Origin of the sequence: Mesonia algae, assembly GCF_003253545.1 — a bacterium.
In the GTDB taxonomy this organism is placed as follows: Bacteria; Bacteroidota; Bacteroidia; order Flavobacteriales; family Flavobacteriaceae; genus Mesonia; species Mesonia algae.
In genome coordinates this window covers 1-20,228 of sequence record NZ_QKYV01000005.1, presented here as the reverse complement: position 1 = coordinate 20,228, position 20,228 = coordinate 1, and the positions used below count along the sequence as shown (strand labels likewise).

General features: G+C 34.1%; 16 protein-coding genes. 11 read left to right on the top strand and 5 right to left on the bottom strand.

Annotated features, from left to right (window positions below; translation table 11 throughout):
• The first annotated feature begins 110 nt into the window (after window positions 1-110).
• The 8 genes from purL to LX95_RS09265 all read left to right on the top strand — a co-directional run bounded on the left by purL (window position 111) and on the right by LX95_RS09265 (window position 14,190).
• The gene (purL, locus tag LX95_RS09300) at window positions 111-3,773 is read left to right on the top strand and encodes a phosphoribosylformylglycinamidine synthase (RefSeq protein WP_111541436.1); all 3,663 of its coding nucleotides are present in this window, start codon (window positions 111-113) and stop codon (window positions 3,771-3,773) included.
• Window positions 3,774-4,023: 250 nt separating this feature from the next.
• Complete coding sequence (locus LX95_RS09295) at window positions 4,024-5,463, top strand: glycosyltransferase (protein ID WP_111541183.1); 1,440 nt, start codon at window positions 4,024-4,026, stop codon at window positions 5,461-5,463.
• A gap of 129 nt (window positions 5,464-5,592) precedes the next feature.
• A complete protein-coding gene (locus tag LX95_RS09290; RefSeq protein ID WP_111541182.1) occupies window positions 5,593-7,374 on the top strand; it encodes an AMP-dependent synthetase/ligase in 1,782 nt (593 codons plus the stop codon).
• 457 nt (window positions 7,375-7,831) lie between these two features.
• A complete protein-coding gene (locus LX95_RS09285; protein ID WP_111541181.1) occupies window positions 7,832-8,284 on the top strand; it encodes a MarR family winged helix-turn-helix transcriptional regulator in 453 nt (150 codons plus the stop codon).
• 2 nt (window positions 8,285-8,286) lie between these two features.
• The gene (locus LX95_RS09280) at window positions 8,287-10,692 is read left to right on the top strand and encodes a 3-hydroxyacyl-CoA dehydrogenase/enoyl-CoA hydratase family protein (RefSeq protein WP_111541180.1); all 2,406 of its coding nucleotides are present in this window, start codon (window positions 8,287-8,289) and stop codon (window positions 10,690-10,692) included.
• Between the two features lie 53 nt (window positions 10,693-10,745).
• Window positions 10,746-11,111: a four helix bundle protein gene (locus LX95_RS09275; RefSeq protein ID WP_111541179.1), complete on the top strand. Its 366-nt coding sequence runs from the start codon at window positions 10,746-10,748 to the stop codon at window positions 11,109-11,111.
• Window positions 11,112-11,166: 55 nt separating this feature from the next.
• Window positions 11,167-12,357 carry an acetyl-CoA C-acyltransferase gene (locus LX95_RS09270; protein WP_111541178.1) on the top strand — a complete coding sequence of 397 codons (1,191 nt, stop codon included), beginning with the start codon at window positions 11,167-11,169 and terminating at the stop codon, window positions 12,355-12,357.
• A gap of 27 nt (window positions 12,358-12,384) precedes the next feature.
• Window positions 12,385-14,190 carry an acyl-CoA dehydrogenase family protein gene (locus LX95_RS09265; RefSeq protein WP_111541177.1) on the top strand — a complete coding sequence of 602 codons (1,806 nt, stop codon included), beginning with the start codon at window positions 12,385-12,387 and terminating at the stop codon, window positions 14,188-14,190.
• A 78-nt stretch (window positions 14,191-14,268) separates the two neighbouring features.
• Here LX95_RS09265 and LX95_RS14770 read toward each other — a convergent pair whose 3' ends face one another.
• From LX95_RS14770 to LX95_RS09255, 3 genes are read right to left on the bottom strand one after another with little or no spacing between them, the layout of a single operon-like run.
• Window positions 14,269-14,475 carry a hypothetical protein gene (locus tag LX95_RS14770; protein ID WP_245924756.1) on the bottom strand — a complete coding sequence of 69 codons (207 nt, stop codon included), beginning with the start codon at window positions 14,473-14,475 and terminating at the stop codon, window positions 14,269-14,271.
• Window positions 14,476-14,478: 3 nt separating this feature from the next.
• Window positions 14,479-15,018 carry an LVIVD repeat-containing protein gene (locus LX95_RS09260; protein WP_245924755.1) on the bottom strand — a complete coding sequence of 180 codons (540 nt, stop codon included), beginning with the start codon at window positions 15,016-15,018 and terminating at the stop codon, window positions 14,479-14,481.
• 3 nt (window positions 15,019-15,021) lie between these two features.
• Window positions 15,022-15,534 (bottom strand): hypothetical protein, encoded by a 513-nt coding sequence (locus tag LX95_RS09255; RefSeq protein WP_111541176.1) that lies wholly within the window; start codon window positions 15,532-15,534, stop codon window positions 15,022-15,024.
• A gap of 149 nt (window positions 15,535-15,683) precedes the next feature.
• On the opposite strand from LX95_RS09255, the gene LX95_RS09250 reads away from it, so the two are divergent.
• Window positions 15,684-17,444, top strand: coding sequence for a mechanosensitive ion channel family protein (locus tag LX95_RS09250; protein WP_111541175.1), 1,761 nt, complete (start codon window positions 15,684-15,686; stop codon window positions 17,442-17,444).
• A 142-nt stretch (window positions 17,445-17,586) separates the two neighbouring features.
• The gene (locus LX95_RS09245) at window positions 17,587-17,871 is read left to right on the top strand and encodes a YtxH domain-containing protein (RefSeq protein ID WP_111541174.1); all 285 of its coding nucleotides are present in this window, start codon (window positions 17,587-17,589) and stop codon (window positions 17,869-17,871) included.
• 59 nt (window positions 17,872-17,930) lie between these two features.
• Here LX95_RS09245 and LX95_RS09240 read toward each other — a convergent pair whose 3' ends face one another.
• Window positions 17,931-18,893 (bottom strand): App1 family protein, encoded by a 963-nt coding sequence (locus LX95_RS09240; RefSeq protein WP_111541173.1) that lies wholly within the window; start codon window positions 18,891-18,893, stop codon window positions 17,931-17,933.
• A 69-nt stretch (window positions 18,894-18,962) separates the two neighbouring features.
• On the opposite strand from LX95_RS09240, the gene LX95_RS09235 reads away from it, so the two are divergent.
• Window positions 18,963-19,820, top strand: a complete 858-nt coding sequence (locus tag LX95_RS09235; RefSeq protein ID WP_111541172.1) for a diacylglycerol/lipid kinase family protein — start codon at window positions 18,963-18,965, stop codon at window positions 19,818-19,820.
• A gap of 148 nt (window positions 19,821-19,968) precedes the next feature.
• Here LX95_RS09235 and LX95_RS09230 read toward each other — a convergent pair.
• Window positions 19,969-20,228 (bottom strand): T9SS type B sorting domain-containing protein (locus LX95_RS09230; RefSeq protein ID WP_146240762.1); only part of this gene is annotated, 260 nt, incomplete at its 5' end.

Genomic DNA, 20,228 nt, shown 5'->3' with positions numbered 1-20,228 from the left:
TTTCTAAATAGACTACAAAAAAAAGCGGCTTTAATTGCCGCTTTTTTTTATAGCTATAATTGAAAGAAAAAAGTAAATTTGCAGCTCAACACAACACAAACCACCCGATTATGATTCTTTTCTTCGGAAACTCTTCAAAAACGGTTTATACCGTACAAACACAACAAAAATTACAAGAGGACGCCATACAAAAACTCAATTGGCTTTTTGGTGACGCTCAACAAATCAATAAAGAATCTTTAAAAGGAGATTTTGTAGGTCCGCGTGCAGCGATGATTACTCCTTGGAGTACAAATGCGGTAGAGATCACTCAAAATATGGGAATCGAAGGCATTCTACGTATCGAAGAATTTCATGAAGTAGAAAAAGACTTTACTGATTTTGATCCTATGCTTTCTCAAAAATATCACGAATTGCATCAAGATATTTTTGAGATTCATATACAACCCGAAGAAATTAAAAGTATAGATGATATTAACGCTTACAACCAACAAGAAGGTTTAGCGTTAAATGAAGAAGAGGTAAAATACCTTGAAGAACTATCAGAAAAATTGGGAAGAAAGCTAACCGACTCAGAAGTTTTTGGATTTTCTCAGGTTAATTCAGAACATTGCCGACATAAGATATTTAATGGGAAATTTGTGATTGACGGGGAAGAAAAACCCTCATCACTTTTTAAACTTATTAGAAAAACTTCAGAAAAACATCCTAACGAAATCGTTTCGGCTTATAAAGATAATGTAGCTTTCATCAACGGACCCAGAGTAGAGCAATTTGCTCCAAAATCGGCCGACAAGCCAGATTATTACCAAAATAAAGATTACGATTCTGTGATTTCTATTAAAGCAGAAACTCACAACTTCCCTACCACTGTAGAACCTTTTAACGGAGCTGCAACTGGAAGCGGAGGAGAAATTAGAGACCGTCTTGCAGGTGGTAAAGGTTCTTTACCATTAGCAGGAACTGCTGTTTATATGACTTCTTACAGCCGTCTTAATGAAGATAGACCTTGGGAGAAAGGAATGCAAGAACGTAAATGGCTATATCAAACTCCTATGGATATCCTTATCAAAGCTTCTAATGGAACTTCAGATTTTGGAAATAAATTCGGTCAGCCACTTATTACGGGATCTGTTCTTACCTTCGAACATACCGAGAATGATCGTGACTTAGGTTTCGACAAAGTGATTATGCTCGCAGGCGGAATTGGTTACGGGAAAAAAGACCAAGCTTTAAAAGATGTTCCAAAGAAAGATGATCAAATTGTTATTCTTGGAGGTGAAAATTATAGAATTGGAATGGGAGGAGCTGCAGTTTCTTCTGCAGATACAGGAGAATTTAGTAGCGGTATAGAGCTTAACGCTATACAACGTTCTAACCCAGAAATGCAAAAACGTGCTGCCAATGCAATTCGCGGTATGGTAGAGGCAGATGAAAACCCTATTGTTTCTATTCACGATCACGGCGCTGGAGGTCACTTAAATTGTCTAAGTGAATTAGTCGAAGAAACAGGAGGGAAAATAGATTTAGACCAATTACCCGTAGGTGACCCTACGCTTTCTGCCAAAGAAATTATTGGGAACGAATCTCAAGAACGTATGGGATTAGTGATTGGTAAAGATCAAATTGCTACCCTAAAAAGAGTAGCAGATAGAGAACGCTCTCCTATGTACCAAGTAGGTGAAGTTACGAATGACAATAGATTTACCTTTGAAGGAAGCACTTCTAAACAAAAACCAATGGATTTGGCTCTAGCCGATATGTTTGGTAGTTCGCCTCAAACCATTATGAACGACAAAACCGTTCAACAAAATTATTCTGCTTTAGAATATAAGACAGATAAAATTTACGATTATGTAAAACAAGTATTACAATTAGAAGCTGTTGCTTGTAAAGATTGGCTAACCAATAAAGTGGACCGTTGTGTCTCAGGAAGGGTTGCCAAACAACAAAATGCAGGACCTCTACAATTACCTTTAAACAATGTAGGTGTAATGGCCTTAGATTATAATGGAAATCAAGGGGTGGCCACTTCTATTGGGCACTCCCCTATTTCTGGTTTGGTAGATCCGGTTGCGGGAGCTAAAAACTCAATAGCTGAGTCATTGACTAATTTAGTTTGGGCACCATTAGAAAAAGGATTAAAATCGGTTTCTCTTTCTGCCAACTGGATGTGGCCTTGTAATAACGAAGGTGAAGACGCGCGCTTATATGAAGCTGTAAAGGGGGTTTCAGATTTTGCTATCAATTTAGGAATTAACATCCCAACAGGGAAAGATTCTTTATCGATGAAGCAAAAATACCCAGATAAAGAGGTAATTTCTCCGGGTACAGTGATTATTTCCGCAGCAGCAAATTGTAATCAAATCACCAAAGTAGTAGAACCAGTTTTACAAAAAAATGGCGGTGACATTTATTACATCAACTTATCTCAAGATAATTTTAAATTAGGAGGTTCTTCTTTTGCTCAAATTTTAAATAAAGTGGGGACTGAAGTTCCTACGATTAAAGATGATGAGCAATTTGCCAAGACCTTTAATGCGATACAAAAATTAATTAAAGAAGATCATATTTTAGCTGGACACGATGTTGCTTCAGGAGGATTGATCACTACTTTGTTAGAAATGTGCTTTGCTGATGTAGATCTAGGTGCTACTATAGATTTAAGCGCTTTAAATGAAAAAGACTCTGCTAAAGTATTATTTAATGAAAATAGCGGAATTGTATTTCAGACTAAAGACGCTTCCGCGGAAACAATATTAGAAGAGCTTAACGTTTCGTTTTTCAAAGTAGGTGAAGTAACAAGCAAAGGAAGCTTAGAAATCACCAACCAAACTGATAAGTTTGAGTTTGATATTGCCACTTATCGTGATGCTTGGTTTGAAACTTCTTATTTATTAGACCAGAAACAAAGCGGAGAAACTAAAGCAAAAGAGCGTTTTGATAATTATAAAAAACAACCTCTTTCTTATCAATTCCCTAAAGAATTTACAGGAAAACTACCTGTAATTGATTCGGGTAAACCGAAAATAAAAGCGGCAATTATTAGAGAGAAAGGATCTAACTCTGAGCGTGAAATGGCTCGTGCTATGCACCTTGCTGGCTTTGACGTAAAAGATGTTCATATGACCGATTTAATTACAGGTCGGGAAAATCTAGAAGACATTCAGTTTATTGCGGCTGTAGGTGGTTTCTCAAATTCAGATGTTTTAGGAAGTGCTAAAGGTTGGGCTGGTGCATTTTTATATAATGAAAAAGCTAATATTGCACTTAAAAAATTCTTTGATAGAGAAGATACGCTTTCATTAGGAGTATGTAACGGCTGTCAACTATTTATAGAATTAGGCTTAATTAACCCAGATCATACCGAAAAGCCTAAAATGCTTCACAATGATTCTCATAAATTTGAATGTAATTTTACATCGGTAGAAATTAAAGAGAATAAATCTATTATGTTATCTGGTCTTGCCGGAAGTAAATTAGGAATTTGGGCAGCTCACGGTGAAGGAAAGTTTAGCTTCCCTTATGGAGAAGAAAAGTATAATATTGTGGGTAAATATGGCTACGAGAATTATCCTGCAAACCCAAATGGCTCAGATTTTAATACCGCTATGTTAACAGACGATACAGGAAGACATTTAGTGATGATGCCGCACTTAGAGCGTTCTACTTTTACGTGGAATTGGGCTAACTACCCTAAAGATCGTAATGATGAAGTTACACCTTGGTTAGAAGCCTTTGTAAATGCACGCAAGTGGCTAGAAAACAAATAAGGTAAAATTTATATTTTTTAGAAAAGCTTGAAGTTTTTCAACTTCAAGCTTTTTTGTTTTAGTCAATTCTAGAAGTGTTTTTTTAGACCTAAATATTAGAATTTATGTGGTTTTTATGAGATTAGATTCCACACAATTGTAGAAAATTTCTACACATTATAAAACCGATCCTTTAGAATAGTATTGTTTATCAAGGTTTAAGCTCGTGGCATCAATATTGGCTTATAAAGAGTAAACCAAAAAAACGAATATGAGCAATACAGCAAGAAAATACTCAGCAACTGAATCTCACGATTTTTTAAGTTCTCAAAAAAAGTCATTACCAGATAATGACAAGTCAAATTCAACCAAGTTATTAATTCTTGCAGGAACGTTTCTGCTATTAGTCAGCGCTGTAGTGGTTACTTTTTTATTTTACCCATATTTCGAAGCGATTCATTTAGAGAGAATGAACAATGCTTGGGGTAAAGCTTTAAGAATTGGTGGTATTGCTTTGTTAGCAACACATATTGGTTTTTTAGTATATCTAATCGTTTTATATTTTAAATACAAAGTAGTTAAATCTGTTTCAGATGAAGAATTACCAAATTGCACCATTATCGTACCGGCCTATAATGAAGGTAAACTGGTATGGAAAACACTTATTAGTTTAGCTGAAAGCAATTATCCTGAAGAAAAAATTCAATTAATTTCTATTGATGATGGTAGTAAAGATGATACATGGGAATGGATGAAAAAAGCCAAAGAACAATTAGGCGATCGTTTAGCTATCTATCAACAACCTGAAAATAAAGGGAAAAGACACGCTCTTTACCGCGGATTTCATCTAGCTACAGGAGATGTGTTTATTACTGTGGATAGTGATTCTATTGTAAGAAAAGACACTTTGAGAAATATGGCAAGTCCATTTGTGAATAATGATGAATGTGGAGCTGTGGCTGGAAATGTAAGAGTACTAAATAATAAAAAAGCTCTTATCCCGAAAATGCTAAATGTTAGTTTTGCTTTTAGTTTTGAGTTTGTAAGATCTGCACAAAGTGTTTTAGGATCGGTTTTATGTACACCTGGTGCTTTGGCTGCATATCGTAAAGATGCTGTCTTAAACTGTTTACCAGAATGGATTAATCAAACCTTTAATGGTCAACCTTCAGATATTGGAGAAGATAGAGCGATGACCAATATGATTTTAAAACAAGGCTATAAAGTATTATTTCAAAGAAATGCTTTTGTGTATACTAATATTCCTGAGCGATACAAAAACCTATACAAAATGTTTATTCGTTGGGAAAGAAGTAATGTAAGAGAGAATATTGCAATGAGTAGATTTGCTTTTGGCGACTTTAGAAAAGGACCTAAGACAGGAACTAGAATTTTATTATTAAACCAGTGGTCTAAGATATTACTATCTTACCCAATGTTATTATTAATGTTATTCTTCATTGTTACTTATCCCTTATTATTTATTACTTCTGCTTTAGTAAGTATTTTAGTATTCTCTAGTTTTCAAGCTTTGTTTTATGCTAAGAAACACACGGTTATCGAATCTTTTTGGGCTTATCCTTATAGTTTATTTTACACATTTACTTTATTCTGGATAACTCCTTATGCTATCGCAACTGCAAGTAGAAGCGGGTGGTTAACTAGAGAGTTGCCCAAGACTAAAGCTACTTTAGTTACCCCAAAAGTTTAAAAAAGTATATTTTATTAATATTTAACTGTGTGACAAACATTTATCTTACAAATAAATAGTTTTTGTAAAAATTTAATAGAAAAAGAGGAGTTATTTTTATATTTTGCATAATAATAACTCCTTTTTCTTATGACAGAAGTAAAACGCCTTTTTGACTTTCCATACTATCAATTAGAGAATTTCAAATTACAAAAATCACTGGTAACCAAGTACGGAAACGAATGGATTGCCACTTCTACGGAAGAATATATCAACAAAGCCAATAAAATTAGTAGAGCTTTATTACGTTTAGGCGTTAATAAAAAAGATAATATAGCCATCATTTCTACCAGCAATCGCACAGAGTGGAATATTATGGATATTGGTATTTTACAAACAGGTGCACAAGATGTTCCTATTTATCCTACCATTTCTGAAGAAGAGTATGCCTATGTTTTAAATCATAGCGAATCAATATACTGTTTTGTTTCAGATAAAGAAGTTTTAGATAAAGTAAATAGAATTAAAAATCAAGTTCCTTCGTTAAAGGAGGTCTATAGTTTTGATGATATTGAAGGAGCTAAAAGCTGGAAAGAGTTACTAGAATTAGGAGAAGATGACAGTAATCAAAAAGAAGTAGAAGATATTAAATCTCAAATTTCTGAAGATGATTTAGCTACCATCATTTATACTTCTGGTACTACAGGAAAACCTAAAGGAGTGATGTTATCTCACAAAAATATAGTGAGTAACGCTGTTAATAGTGCCACTCGACTTCCGCTAGAAGAAAAAGAAAGTGTTGCCATTAGCTTTCTACCCGTGTGTCATATTTACGAACGCATGTTACTTTATATGTATCAATACACTGGAGTAAGCATCTATTTTGCTGAATCTATAGATAAAATCAGTGAAAACTTAAAAGAGGTTAAACCTGATGTTATGTCTGCAGTTCCTAGACTCTTAGAAAAAGTATACGATAAGATTATTGCAAAAGGGACCGCTTTAGAAGGGATTAAAAAGAAATTATTTTACTGGGCGGTAGAATTAGGTCTAGAATGGGAACCCTACGGACAAAATGGCTGGTGGTATGAAACTAAACTCAAATTAGCTCGTAAATTAATCTTTAGTAAATGGCAAGAAGCCCTTGGCGGAAATTTAGGAGTAATTGCCTCTGGTAGTGCCGCGCTTCAACCTCGATTAGCACGTGTATTTAATGCAGCCGGAATCGGCGTAATGGAAGGTTACGGTCTTACAGAAACATCGCCTGTTATAGCGGTTAATGATATGCGTAATAAAGGATTTAAAGTAGGGACAGTTGGTAAACCTCTACCAGAAACTGAAGTTAAAATTGCGGAAGACGGAGAAATTCTAATAAAAGGACCTCAGGTGATGATTGGTTATTATAAAGATCAAGAAAAAACTGATGAAGTCTTAAAAAATAATTATTTTCATACAGGTGATATTGGCGAAGTTGACAACGAAGGTTTCCTAAAAATTACCGATCGTAAAAAAGAAATGTTTAAAACATCTGGTGGAAAATATGTAGCTCCACAAATGATTGAGAATACGATGAAACAATCTCGTTTTATCGAACAAATTATGGTGATTGGTGAAGGCCAAAAAATGCCTGCAGCTTTAATTCAACCAAATTTTGAATTTATTGAAGATTGGGCTAGCAGAAAAAACATAGATATTGGTTCATCTACAGAAGAATTATGTAACTCTAATGAGGTTATTAATAGAATTCAAAGAGAAGTAGATTTCTACAATGAACGATTTGGAAAATGGGAAAGGGTTAAGAAATTCGAATTAACTCCAGATGTGTGGTCCGTAGATGATAACCACCTTACTCCTACCATGAAAATGAAGAGAAAAATAATTAAAGAGAAATATTTAGACCTGTACAATAAAATCTATGAGGTTCAATCATAAATAATTTAAAATTTTAATAAAAAGCTCTAGATAAACTCTAGAGCTTTTTATTTGAAATTAATACGATTTAAAAATTCATCTTTTCTAATTTTTAATTACGACACTTTAATTTAAAATTACAACTTGAGTGTAAATGATCTTTTCTCATTTAATACTAAGGTTATTTTTTAATCACTCATCACATTTAGATCCCCAATTTTCTTCATCAAAAAACAAAGCTAAACACCACAATTCTTCTACTCTATAATTGTACAGTATATACATATTTTCAGTAGTTTATTCTTTTAATATAAATTACAAATAACATTTTATTATTTATTTATTCCTATATTTATATTCATTATAACTCTATTTTTTGTTAAAATTTTTCCATTTCTGCATCTCGATATAAAATTTAACACGATAACATTATGCGTGCATAATAAAATTCATTATATTTGGATGACAAGTATAATATATGAAAGAGAAAACAATAGATTATGTACTAAGAGCTACTTGGATTGCAGTTGCTAAAATGTATAATGAAGAAGCAAGCAGAAAAGGTAGCACTATGGCTACAGGATTTGCCTTATTGAATATAGATCCAGATGAAGGTACTCCTTCTACTTCTTTGGGTCCAAAAATGGGAATGGAAGCAACAAGTTTGTCTAGAACCTTAAGAACTATGGAAGATAAGGGCTTAATTACAAGACAACGAAACCCAGAAGATGGGAGAAGTGTTATCATCCAGCTGACTGAATTTGGACGAGAAATGAGAGCTTTTTCTAAAGAAGTAGTTCTCACTTTTGATGAAGCTGTAAATGAAGTTATTCCGCAAGAAGATCTTAAGACTTTTAATCGCGTAGCCAATACAATTATGGAATTAATCAACAACAAAAAAATTTATAAATCAGAAACTCCTGTAAAATAATTATGAAAAGAAACATTAATAAAGTAGCTGTCATAGGATCAGGAATTATGGGAAGCGGTATCGCTTGTCATTTCGCCAATATTGGTGTAGAAGTCCTGTTACTAGACATTGTTCCTAGAGAATTAAATGATAAAGAAAAGAAAAAAGGTTTAAGCCTAGAAGATAAGACGGTAAGAAACAGGATTGTAAACGAAGCTTTACAAGCTTCTTTAAAATCAAAACCCTCTCCTATCTATCATCAAAAATTCGCAAATAGAATTACTACAGGTAACTTAGAAGATGACATTCATAAAGTTTCTGAAGTAGATTGGATTATAGAGGTTGTTGTAGAAAGATTAGATATTAAAAAACAGGTTTTTGATAACTTAGAAAAGCATCGTAAACCTGGAACCTTAATTACTTCAAATACTTCTGGTATTCCAATTAAATTTATGAATGAAGGTAGAAGTGAAGATTTTCAAAAACACTTTTGCGGAACTCACTTTTTTAATCCGCCAAGGTATTTAAGATTATTCGAGATCATACCCGGACCTAAAACTTCTACTGATGTATTAGAATTCTTAAATGACTATGGAAAAAAATTCCTTGGAAAAAAATCTGTAGTAGCGAAAGATACTCCTGCATTTATTGGAAATAGAGTTGGTATTTTTAGTATTATGAGCCTTTTCCATATGGTAAAAGATATGGATATGACTATTGAAGAAGTTGATAAACTTACAGGACCAGTAATTGGTAGACAAAAATCAGCCACTTTCCGTACAGTAGATGTTGTTGGTTTAGATACGCTAGTTCACGTTGCCAATGGTCTCTATGAAAATGTACCCGATGATGAGCAGCACGACCTCTTTAAGTTGCCTGGTTTCATTAATACGATGATGGAGAACAAATGGCTCGGAAGTAAAACGGGACAGGGTTTCTATAAAAAAGAAAAAAAGAAAGATGGTTCTAGCGAAATAAAATCACTAGACCTAAATACTTTAGAATATAGAGAAAGAAAAAGTGCATCATTTGCTACGTTAGAACTCACTAAGACAATTGATAATGTAAGCGATCGTTTTGAAGTTCTTATTAAAGGAAAAGATAAAGCAGGAGAATTCTACCGTAAGAACTTTTCTGCTCTTTTTGCTTATGTATCTAATCGTATTCCAGAAATATCAGATGAGCTTTACAAAATAGATGATGCTATGAAAGCTGGTTTTGGATGGGAACACGGTCCTTTTCAAATTTGGGATGCAATTGGCGTAGAGAAAGGAATCGAAATGATGAAAGAGCAAGGGTACGAACCTGCAGCTTGGGTAAATGAAATGCTAGAAACAGGTAGCAAGTCTTTTTATTCCGTAAAGGAAGGTAACACTTACTATTACGACATCCCTCAAAAAGAACAAGTAAAAGTTCCTGGACAAGATGCTTTTATCATTCTAGATAATATTAGAGAATCTAAAGAAGTTTTCAAAAACAGTGGTGTTGTTGTAGAAGATTTAGGAGACGGAATCTTAAACGTAGAATTCCGCAGTAAAATGAATTCTATTGGAGGAGATGTCCTTGACGGAATTAATAAAGCCATCGATATAGCCGAAAAAGATTATCAAGGTTTAGTAGTTGCCAACGACGGACAAAATTTCTCTGTAGGTGCCAATATTGGGATGATTTTTATGATGGCCGTAGAGCAAGAGTATGATGAGCTCAATATGGCGATAAAATATTTCCAAGACACGATGATGCGTATGCGTTATTCCTCGATACCAACCGTAGCGGCTCCTCACAATATGACTTTAGGAGGTGGCTGTGAACTTTCGCTTCACGCGGATAAAGTTGTAGCTCATGCCGAAACTTATATTGGCCTAGTAGAGTTTGGTGTTGGTGTGATCCCTGGTGGTGGTGGTTCTAAAGAAATGACGGTGAGAGCGGCTGATACTTTTCAAAAAGATGATGTAGAACTTAATAGACTTAGAGAACATTTCTTAACTATTGGAATGGCTAAAGTATCAACTTCGGCATACGAAGCTTTTGACACGAATATTCTTCAAAAAGGAAAAGATATAATCGTAGTAAATAAAGAAAGGCAATTAGCTATGGCTAAAAAACACGCTTTATTAATGGCTGAAAATGGATATACAAAACCAATCCACCGGACAGATATTAAAGTATTAGGAAAACAAGCACTCGGAGCTTTTTATGTAGGTACAGACCAAATGTATGCTGGAAAATATATTAGTGAACACGATAAAAAAATCGCTAATAAATTGGCTTATGTAATGGCAGGAGGAGATCTATCTGCTGCATCACACGTAAGTGAGCAATATTTATTAGATCTAGAACGGGAAGCTTTCTTATCACTAACGGGAGAAAGAAAAACTCTAGAGAGATTACAACATATGTTGAAAAAAGGGAAACCGCTTAGAAATTAATCTTTAAAGTAGACTATTGAAAAAATGACTTATGACTTAAGATAATTAATATTATGGCTGCAAATCATAACTTTAGAAAATTGATGATCTGGACGGAAACAATAGAACTAGTTAAAGAAACTTATTCTATAACTAAAAAATTCCCTAAAACAGAAACATATTCACTTATAAGTCAAATTCAACGTTCTGCAATTTCCATTCCCTCTAATATTGCTGAGGGAACAAGTAAAAGTACTAATAAGCATTTTTTACAATATTTAGAAACCGCTTTGGGTTCAGCTTTTGAGTGGGAAACACAGTTAATTATCGCATTTGAAATTAATTATATTTCCGAAAATACATTTAAACATTTAGAAAATAAAATTCAAATAATTCAAGGGATGATTACAAGATTTATGGAAAAGATAAAGAACTCATAAACAGGAGAAAGTCTTATCTCATAAGTCCTATCATCTTAAGTCAAAAAACAAAACGATGAATAAAACCGCATATATAGTAAAAGCATATAGAACCGCTGTAGGAAAATCCTCTAGAGGAGTTTTTAGGTTCAAACGACCAGATGAATTAGCTGCAGAAACCATTCAGTATATGATGGAGCAGTTACCAGATTTTGACAAAACAAGAATCGATGATGTTATTGTAGGAAACGCGATGCCCGAAGCCGAACAAGGTTTAAATATGGGACGTCTAGTTTCTCTTATGGGATTAAAGACTGAAGATGTAGCAGGTGTAACTGTTAACCGTTACTGTGCCTCTGGATTAGAAACTATCGCCATCGCTTCAGCAAAAATACAAAGCGGTCAAGCCGAATGTATTATCGCTGGAGGTGTTGAAAGTATGAGTTACATCCCTATGGGAGGTTACAAGCCAGTTCCTGATTATAAAGTAGCGAAAGAGGGTAACGAAGATTATTATTGGGGAATGGGATTAACGGCAGAAGCTGTAGCCAACAAGTATAAAGTTTCTCGTGAAGATCAAGATGAATTTGCTTTTCAATCGCATCAAAAGTCTTTAAAAGCTCAAGCTGAAGATCGTTTTCAAGATCAAATTGTACCCATTAACATAGACGAGACTTATGTAGAAGATGGGAAAAAGAAAACGCGTTCTTATACGGTAACTAAAGATGAAGGACCTCGTGCCGATACTTCTATAGAAGCATTAGCTCGATTACGTCCTGTATTCGCTGAAGGCGGAAGCGTAACTGCGGGTAATTCATCACAAACGAGTGATGGTGCTGCTTTTACTTTAGTAATGAGTGAAGCAATGGTAAAAGAACTTAAGCTAGAACCTATTGCAAGACTGGTAAGTTTTACCGCAGTAGGTGTAGAGCCTAGAATTATGGGTATCGGACCTGTAAAAGCCATTCCAAAAGCTTTAAAACAAGCTGGATTAAAATTAGACGATATGGAGCTTATTGAGTTGAATGAAGCATTTGCTTCTCAGTCATTAGCTGTAATTCGAGAACTAGGCATTAACACAGACCGACTTAACGTTAACGGAGGAGCCATTTCTATGGGACATCCCTTGGGTTGTACGGGAGCTAAACTTTCTGTTCAAATCTTTGATGAGATGCGTAAGCGTAATCTTCAAAATAAACACGCTATGGTTACCATGTGCGTAGGTACAGGACAAGGTGCAGCTGGAGTTTATGAATTCTTAAATTAAAAAACACAACACAATAACTAAATAAAAATGAGCACAGAAAATAAAAAAGATATCCTTCGCGGCGGACAGTTTCTTGTAAAGGAAACCAAATGTGAAGACGTTTTTACTCCAGAAGATTTTAATGAGGAGCAGAAAATGATGAAAGACTCGGTAAAAGAGTTTGTAGACCGTGAAATTTGGCCAAAAAAAGAGGAGTTCGAAAATAAGAATTATGATCTAACCGAGAAGGTTATGCGCAAAGCTGGAGAACTTGGTTTCTTAGGCATAGCAGTTCCCGAAGAATATGATGGTTTAGGGATGGGGTTTGTATCTACTATGCTGGTATGTGATTATATTTCTGGAGCAACAGGTTCTATCGCCACCGCTTTTGGAGCACACACAGGAATAGGTACAATGCCTATAACACTTTATGGTAATGACGAGCAAAAGAAAAAATACGTTCCTAAATTAGCAACTGGTGAGTGGTTTGGTGCTTATTGTTTAACTGAACCTGGAGCAGGTAGTGACGCCAATTCTGGTAAAACAAAAGCAGTACTTTCAGACGATGGAAAGTACTACAGTATTTCTGGGCAAAAAATGTGGATCTCTAATGCAGGGTTCGCTAACGTATTCATTGTATTTGCCAGAATTGAAGATGATAAAAATATTACGGGTTTCATTGTAGAAAACGATAAAGAGAACGGAATTTCTTTTGGAGAAGAAGAAAAGAAGTTAGGAATTCACTCCTCTTCTACCCGACAAGTATTTTTTAACGAAACAAAAGTTCCGGTAGAAAATATGCTTTCAGAAAGAGGCAACGGTTTTAAAATCGCTATGAACGCCTTAAATGTTGGTAGAATCAAATTAGCTGCGGCTTGTTTAGATGCGCAACGTAGAGTAACCAATAGCGCAGTTAAATATGCTAACGATCGTGTTCAATTTAAAACGCCTATTGCCAATTTTGGTGCCATAAAATATAAGTTAGCTGAAATGGCTACTTCTGCCTATGCAGGAGAATCAGCATCTTACAGAGCTGCTAAAAATGTGGAAGATCGTATTGCTATCCGTCAAGCGGAAGGAAGCTCTCACGCTGAAGCGGAATTAAAAGGTGTAGAGGAATATGCTATAGAATGTTCTATATTAAAAGTAGCTTGTTCTGAAGACATACAAAACTGTAGTGATGAAGGAATACAAGTTTATGGTGGTATGGGATTCTCTGCAGATACTCCAATGGAATCTGCTTGGAGAGATGCTCGTATTTCTAGAATTTACGAAGGAACCAACGAGATTAACAGAATGCTAGCCGTGGGAATGCTCGTTAAAAAAGCGATGAAAGGTCACGTAGATTTATTAGGTCCAGCTCAAGCTGTAGCCGATGAATTAACAGGAATTCCTTCTTTCGACAAGCCAGATTATTCTGAGTTGTTTGCTGAAGAAAAAGAGATGGTAGCCAATTTAAAGAAAGTATTTTTAATGGTGGCTGGAAGCGCTGTTCAAAAATTTGGACCAGATTTAGAAGAGCACCAACAGCTATTATTGGCTGCATCTGATATTCTTATTGAGGTTTATATGGCAGAATCTACTATCTTAAGAACCGAAAAGAATGCAAAAAGAAACGGTGAGGAATCTCAAAAAGAACAAATTGCGATGAGTAAACTTTACTTATACAATGCTGTAGATATCGTAACTCAAAAAGCAAAAGAAGGTATAGTTTCTTTCGCTACAGGCGATGAGCAGCGTATGATGTTAATGGGACTTAAGCGTTTTACAAAATATCAAAATATGTCTAATGTCGTGGCACTTAGAAATACGATTGCAGAAAAACTTACTTCAGAAAATGAATATTGTTTTTAAAAATTTAAGTTAGGTTAAGTTAGTTGATAAAAGCCACATCATTTAAATAGATGTGGCTTTTTTATTTCAGGTAAAACTTTAAAAAGTGATTTCGCTTATTTCCGTAGAGGTGAACTCATCGTTAAATACTCCTAATTCATATTGCGTTAACTGTTCTTCTCCAATTACAAAAAGTTCGTCTTCTCTTATGATCAAATCAAATCCGGTAATGGGAATTGAAGAAACGAAATTTGGATATTGAGGTTCTGATACATCTAAAACTCTAACCACATTTAAATCGGCCACTAACTAATAATTTCCGTAAAGCCCTAATCCGATAGGCTGATTCATTTGTACTGTAGTTAATAATTCAGGATACAAAGGATTTTCTGTTTTATAAATTTCTAATTGATTAATATTTCCCTGACATGCTGCATTGGTATGCAAAGTGACATACGTAAAGTCTCCCGATGAAACTACAGGATCACAACTTCTAATATGGCTTACCTCTGCTAATTGCAAAGGATTTTCTGGAGCTGATATATCATAAATAAACATTCCCAATCTACTCCCTACATATAATTTATCATTTAAAGCGAATAAAGTTTCAATATCGAATCCTATATAGGTACTTCCTTTAAAAATAGGCTGATTGGGGTTGGTAATTTCAAAAACACTAAGCGATTCTTCTCCCACAGTATATAAATAATTTCCTGCAAGGGCAAATCTAGCTAAACTCCCTCCCATTCCATCTCCTCCAGAATCTGCAGAATTAGCGGAACTACTATTACTATCTGAGCTGCATGAAGCTGCTATAACAATTAAACAGAATAATATAATTTTTTTCATGATTTAGTTTTTAAGTTGATAACCTGTAATGACTTCATTTTCTGGTACATTAAAATACTCGGCTTGAAAACCATCTGGAGAAATTAAACGTGGAAAAACATTAGGAGACCTGTTTATATTTTCGATAGAATTGGTATGAAAATTATAATCTATTGCTACCAAATCTACTAAATGGTGTATATACATGGTGTTTTCTCGAATGGCTAAGTCTGTTGCGCCTTTTACCTTCAAATAAGCTATAGGTTCTGGAGATTCAGCGTTTGTATTATCATATAAATGGAAACCTTCTTCATTCTCATTTATTAAAATATACTCGTCTTTTATATAGATTTTACCTGCATCACTAATGGGCCTAGAAGTTTGAAGTTCTATGTCATTCTCAAAAAAAGACCTAGTTTGTGTTATAGGTTCATATTGACTTTCTTGACTAGGAATGTCATCATCGTTATTCCAATAAATACAAGATGAAAAACAAAAGGCAATAATAGAAAATAAAAGAATTTTTATAGTTTTCATAAATTAGATAGGTTTATTAAGTAGATGATTCATTTTAAAAAGGGTTGCTTTTTTCTTAAAATGTTTACATTATAATAATGTGCGATAAAATATATATTTAACAAATTCCTAAGAATCTACTTTTTTAAAAGCTTGTAAATTACGTTTCTATGAAGCATTCTTACTTTTCTATCTTATTAACAATCATTTTTGTTGTATTTAGTATTCATATACAAGCACACCAGGAAGAAGATTCTACTCATCTCGAAAAAACAAACCTCCCCAAAAAGGAAAGCGTTATTAATTCCGATAAGGAAAACTATAGGTCTAACCCTATAGAAGAATATAACGAAGCCTATTATGTTTTGGGAAGGTTAAATGAAAGCATTGGTTTGCCTGCGAGTGAATACAATTTGCAAACTCCGCAAGCTACTTTAGAACATTTTGTAGCCCACGCTAGAAATGAAAAGTATGAGGAAGCTGCTTATGCTCTCAATTTTAATTTATTTCCTAGCAACCTCTCAAAAAAAGACGCTGGTATTTTAGCTGAAAAATTATACTTTGTACTTAATCAAAGGGTCAAAATTAATTGGAGTGACTTATCGGATCGTCCCGATGGTCAAATAGACATAAGCACTACTACCAATCAAGCTGTTGCTGGTAAGCCTAGAAGGAGCATCGTATTTGGAGAAATTGATTTAAATAATAAGGATATTGTTTTAAGGTTACAACGGGTAAAATTTAAAGACTATGGAGCTTTTTGGCTGATTTCTGCGAATACTGTAGAGAATATCGAACCTCTTTATGAGTTTTATGGTCCTAGAAAACTAGATAGAATGATGCCCCACTGGGCTCGAATAAAGATATTAGGAATGCCTATTTGGAAACCCGTAGGCACTCTTGTTTTAATATTATTATCTTACTTTTTAGGAAAGTGCCTTATATATGCATTTAGGAAATTATTTTTAAAATCAGATAAAATGTGGGTTAATAATATCTCTAACCGCTTATCTAAGCCGGCAGGTATTACGTTTGGGATACTCATTTTTTACATTCTCTTAAATGAATTAATATCTTTTACCGGTTCTTTTGCAACAACTTTATACGCTATCCTTCTCATTATCGTCATAGGCTCTATTACTTGGTTAATCATGAGACTTATAGATTTTTTAATGGTGCACGTAGCCGAAAATAAAATTGGTGATACCAATCCCGAAGAAAACTCTGAAGCTAGAATGATGCTTACTTATATTTCTGTAGCTAGGAGAATTGTCACCTTTGTAGTTATTATTGTTGGGGCTAGTATTATATTATCACAGTTTAGGTCATTAGAAAAATTAGGGATTTCTCTGTTGGCTTCCGCCGGAGTTGCCACCGTAATTTTAGGTATTGCTGCGCAAAGTACATTAGGAAATATTATAGCAGGTATACAAATTGCAATTACAAGACCTGCAAGAATTGGGGACACCATAATTATTGAAGACGATTGGGGTTACGTAGAAGATATTCGGTTTACCTATATGGTGGTAAGAACTTGGGATTTACGCCGACTTATAGTTCCGCTTAAATTTATTATTTCTAATACATTCGAAAATTGGTCTATGACAAGCGCACACCAAATAAGGCCTATTAACTTGTATGCAGATTATCGAATTGATGTAGAAAAAGTCAGAAAAAAATTTAAAGAACTCTTAGAGCAAGAGGAAAGCTGGGATAAAGATCATCCTCCCGTTGTACAAGTGGTAGACGTAACCGAGAAAGCCATACAAATAAGAGCGCTTTGTAGTTCTAAAGATGCTAGCCATACTTGGGATTTGCACTGTGTACTCAGAGAAAAATTGGTGAAATTTATTAGTGAACTGGAAGATGGTATGCACCTATCTAAATCTAGAGTAGTAATTAAGAACTCACCTGAAAATGAAGAAAAATAATTATTAATTACCAACTGTTAAATCTTTAAGTTTTTAAACAAAAGTTTATCAATAGCTTAACTAGCAACTTAGTTTTTGAATAAAGCTAGTTTATATCTTTACAATAACAAAAAAAGCTATAAACTTAAAAACTAAAAAGATTATGAAAGTAGGAAAATTGATTGTTGGTTTAGTATCTGGAGCAGTTGCAGGAGCAGCAGCAGGGTTATTGTTTGCACCTAAAAAAGGTTCAGAAACAAGAAAAGAAATTGTAGACTCTACAAATGATTATGTTAGCGGAGCTAAAAATAAAGTAGATAGTGTAAAAAATTCTTTAGAGCACAAGCTTGAATCTTTAAAAGCTAAGAAAAATGCTGCAACAGCAAATAACAAAGTAGAAGAGGCTGCTTATAACACTAAAGCTGATTTACATAAAGCAGTAAGCTAAAATAAATAAGCTTAAAGTATAGAATTAAAGAAAAACGCCTAATAAAATTGGCGTTTTTTTTATTTTAGGTTATCCAAGCTATGCTTCATCGCCTCACTACTACCTTTAAAATAACAAGTTTTAAAACCACTCATGTTCATTTCTAATAGAATTTGTTTTACCTTCTCTTTTTTTCTTTTTTGAGTTTGTCTAATATAAATCGTGCTTATATTCTGGGGGAAAATTTTAGAAATATCTCTGTAGATATAAGGATCTTGCTGCGAATCATCACCCAGTAAAATAAAATGAAGTTCTGGGTAAAACTCAACAATATGTCTTATTTTAAAAAATTTGTGATTATGGTCTCCTCCGCCAGTATTCAGAAAATCTCGAAGTCCCGATTTTATTTTCTTTAACTTTAAAACAGCTTTTGGGAATTGGTGAATTTCAGTAAACTGAATAATAAAATTATATAAATTCCATTCGCTACTGCTTACATAAAAAAAGGCATTATTCTTAGACCTCTCTTTTCTTCCCAATTGATTCAATAATCTATAATGCTCCACCACATTATCAAACACTTTTCTCTTATTGACATTGCGCGTCAACATTACATAAAGTTTTTTAAAGATGTTCCCAGAATGAGAAACTAAAAAAGTATCATCAATATCAGAAATCACCCCATATTCTCCGGGGTAAGGTTTTACAAACTCCCCAACTTCTTCTTGTCTAGATTCATCATCAATAACTTCCACTTTAAAATTATGCCACCCAGGTTCAATATCATCTTCATATGGAATCATCATTCTAAAATGACCATCATCTAAGGTTTTCGTTTTTACCTCTAAGTTTCTAAATTTAAAAACTACACTTGCGTTACTTTCGGTTTTGATTCTAAAAATCCGCAAAACTTGCCAGGCGTGTTTGTACCACTTTTTATCTAACTTAAAAACATCTGGCGCATCTTTTTCAAAGACGTGACCAAAGACCATAATTTTTCTTTCGTTTGCGTAACCTCTATATATTTTTAATGCTAATGCCATAAATTATAAAAACGATAACAGATAATAATTTTAAAAATAAATAAATTAGCTCGCAACAAACAGGTCGTTATGAAAATTTTATTGGTAATAAATCCTATAAGTGGTGATTCAGATAAAGGTCCTATCTTAAACTTATTAAGAGAAAACATTACAACCGGTTTTGAAATTTTTAAAACTACGGGAGAAGGTGATATAAAAAAAATTCAAAACCTTATTACTTCTAATGAATTTGAAAGAATTCTGGTAGCGGGAGGTGATGGTACAATTAAATTAGTTGCCGAAGCCATGAAAAAACAAGAATCATTACCTATCGGGATTTTACCCGCGGGTTCTGCCAATGGATTAGCAAATGATCTTGATCTTCCCTTAGAACCAGAAGAGTTTATTAAAATAGCATTAGGGGATCACAAAAAATCTATTGATGCAATTAAAATTAATGGTGAGCTCTGCTTACACATTAGTGATCTTGGGCTTAACGCGGAATTGATTCGAGAATACGAACAAGGAAGCTTTAGAGGTAAATTTGGTTATGCTATACAAACTATCCCTACACTTTTTAGTACAGAAGGGCCTTACGATTTTACTATAGAGGTAAATGGCGAAACCCTTAATAAAAAAGGAATTATGTTGGCCATTGCAAATTCTAAAAAATTTGGAACCGGTGCCATTGTAAATGCCGATGGAAAAATGGACGATGGTATATTCGAACTTCTCTTATTTAAAAAATTAGATGTTATCGAAGTTTTTAAGACATTCAATAAAGGAGCTAAATTTTCCCCAGAATTCCTAGAGGTTATTCCTTCTAAAAAAGCCATTATTAAATCTAAAAAGAAGATAGATTTTCAAATAGATGGCGAATACTGCAAAACTTTAAGTGAGGTAGAGGCTATAATTGAGCCTCAAGCTTTGACCGTTTTTGTTCGATAGTATCAGCTTTTTACTCTTGAGCTTCATCATATAAACTTTTCCTTCCACCCAATTTCACAATCATTTATTAACAAAAAACCCCACTACACCTTGTAAGATGTAGTGGGGTTTTATTTTGATGTTTTTCGCTTTCGCGGAAATAAACTTTTTAGCGCTTTAAGGTGAAGTTAGCCTTAAACTCTTTGCGTTTATCATCTGTATCGGTATACTCCACTCTGAACCAATAATCATTAGATGGCATAGGGTTACCATTGTAGGTTCCGTCCCAACCTTCACTGCTTGGACTCAACTGCTTTAAAAGCTTTCCGTAACGATCAAAAATATAAATCTTAGCGTCTAACTGGTTTGAGATCCCTTGAATGTTCCAACGGTCATTATAACCATCTTCATTAGGCGTGAAAAAAGCTG

Excerpts from the sequence above, each read along its gene's own strand:
- LX95_RS09275 (WP_111541179.1), top strand. The coding sequence starts at position 10,746 with ATGGCTGCAAATCATAACTTTAGAAAATTGATGATCTGGACGGAAACA.
- LX95_RS09235 (WP_111541172.1), top strand. The coding sequence starts at position 18,963 with ATGAAAATTTTATTGGTAATAAATCCTATAAGTGGTGATTCAGATAAA.
- LX95_RS09255 (WP_111541176.1), bottom strand. The coding sequence starts at position 15,534 with ATGAAAACTATAAAAATTCTTTTATTTTCTATTATTGCCTTTTGTTTT.
- purL (WP_111541436.1), top strand. The coding sequence starts at position 111 with ATGATTCTTTTCTTCGGAAACTCTTCAAAAACGGTTTATACCGTACAA.
- LX95_RS09265 (WP_111541177.1), top strand. The coding sequence starts at position 12,385 with ATGAGCACAGAAAATAAAAAAGATATCCTTCGCGGCGGACAGTTTCTT.
- LX95_RS09240 (WP_111541173.1), bottom strand. The coding sequence starts at position 18,893 with ATGGCATTAGCATTAAAAATATATAGAGGTTACGCAAACGAAAGAAAA.
- LX95_RS09285 (WP_111541181.1), top strand. The coding sequence starts at position 7,832 with ATGAAAGAGAAAACAATAGATTATGTACTAAGAGCTACTTGGATTGCA.
- LX95_RS09260 (WP_245924755.1), bottom strand. The coding sequence starts at position 15,018 with ATGAAAAAAATTATATTATTCTGTTTAATTGTTATAGCAGCTTCATGC.
- LX95_RS09280 (WP_111541180.1), top strand. The coding sequence starts at position 8,287 with ATGAAAAGAAACATTAATAAAGTAGCTGTCATAGGATCAGGAATTATG.
- LX95_RS09270 (WP_111541178.1), top strand. The coding sequence starts at position 11,167 with ATGAATAAAACCGCATATATAGTAAAAGCATATAGAACCGCTGTAGGA.
- LX95_RS09250 (WP_111541175.1), top strand. The coding sequence starts at position 15,684 with ATGAAGCATTCTTACTTTTCTATCTTATTAACAATCATTTTTGTTGTA.
- LX95_RS09245 (WP_111541174.1), top strand. The coding sequence starts at position 17,587 with ATGAAAGTAGGAAAATTGATTGTTGGTTTAGTATCTGGAGCAGTTGCA.
- LX95_RS09290 (WP_111541182.1), top strand. The coding sequence starts at position 5,593 with ATGACAGAAGTAAAACGCCTTTTTGACTTTCCATACTATCAATTAGAG.
- LX95_RS09295 (WP_111541183.1), top strand. The coding sequence starts at position 4,024 with ATGAGCAATACAGCAAGAAAATACTCAGCAACTGAATCTCACGATTTT.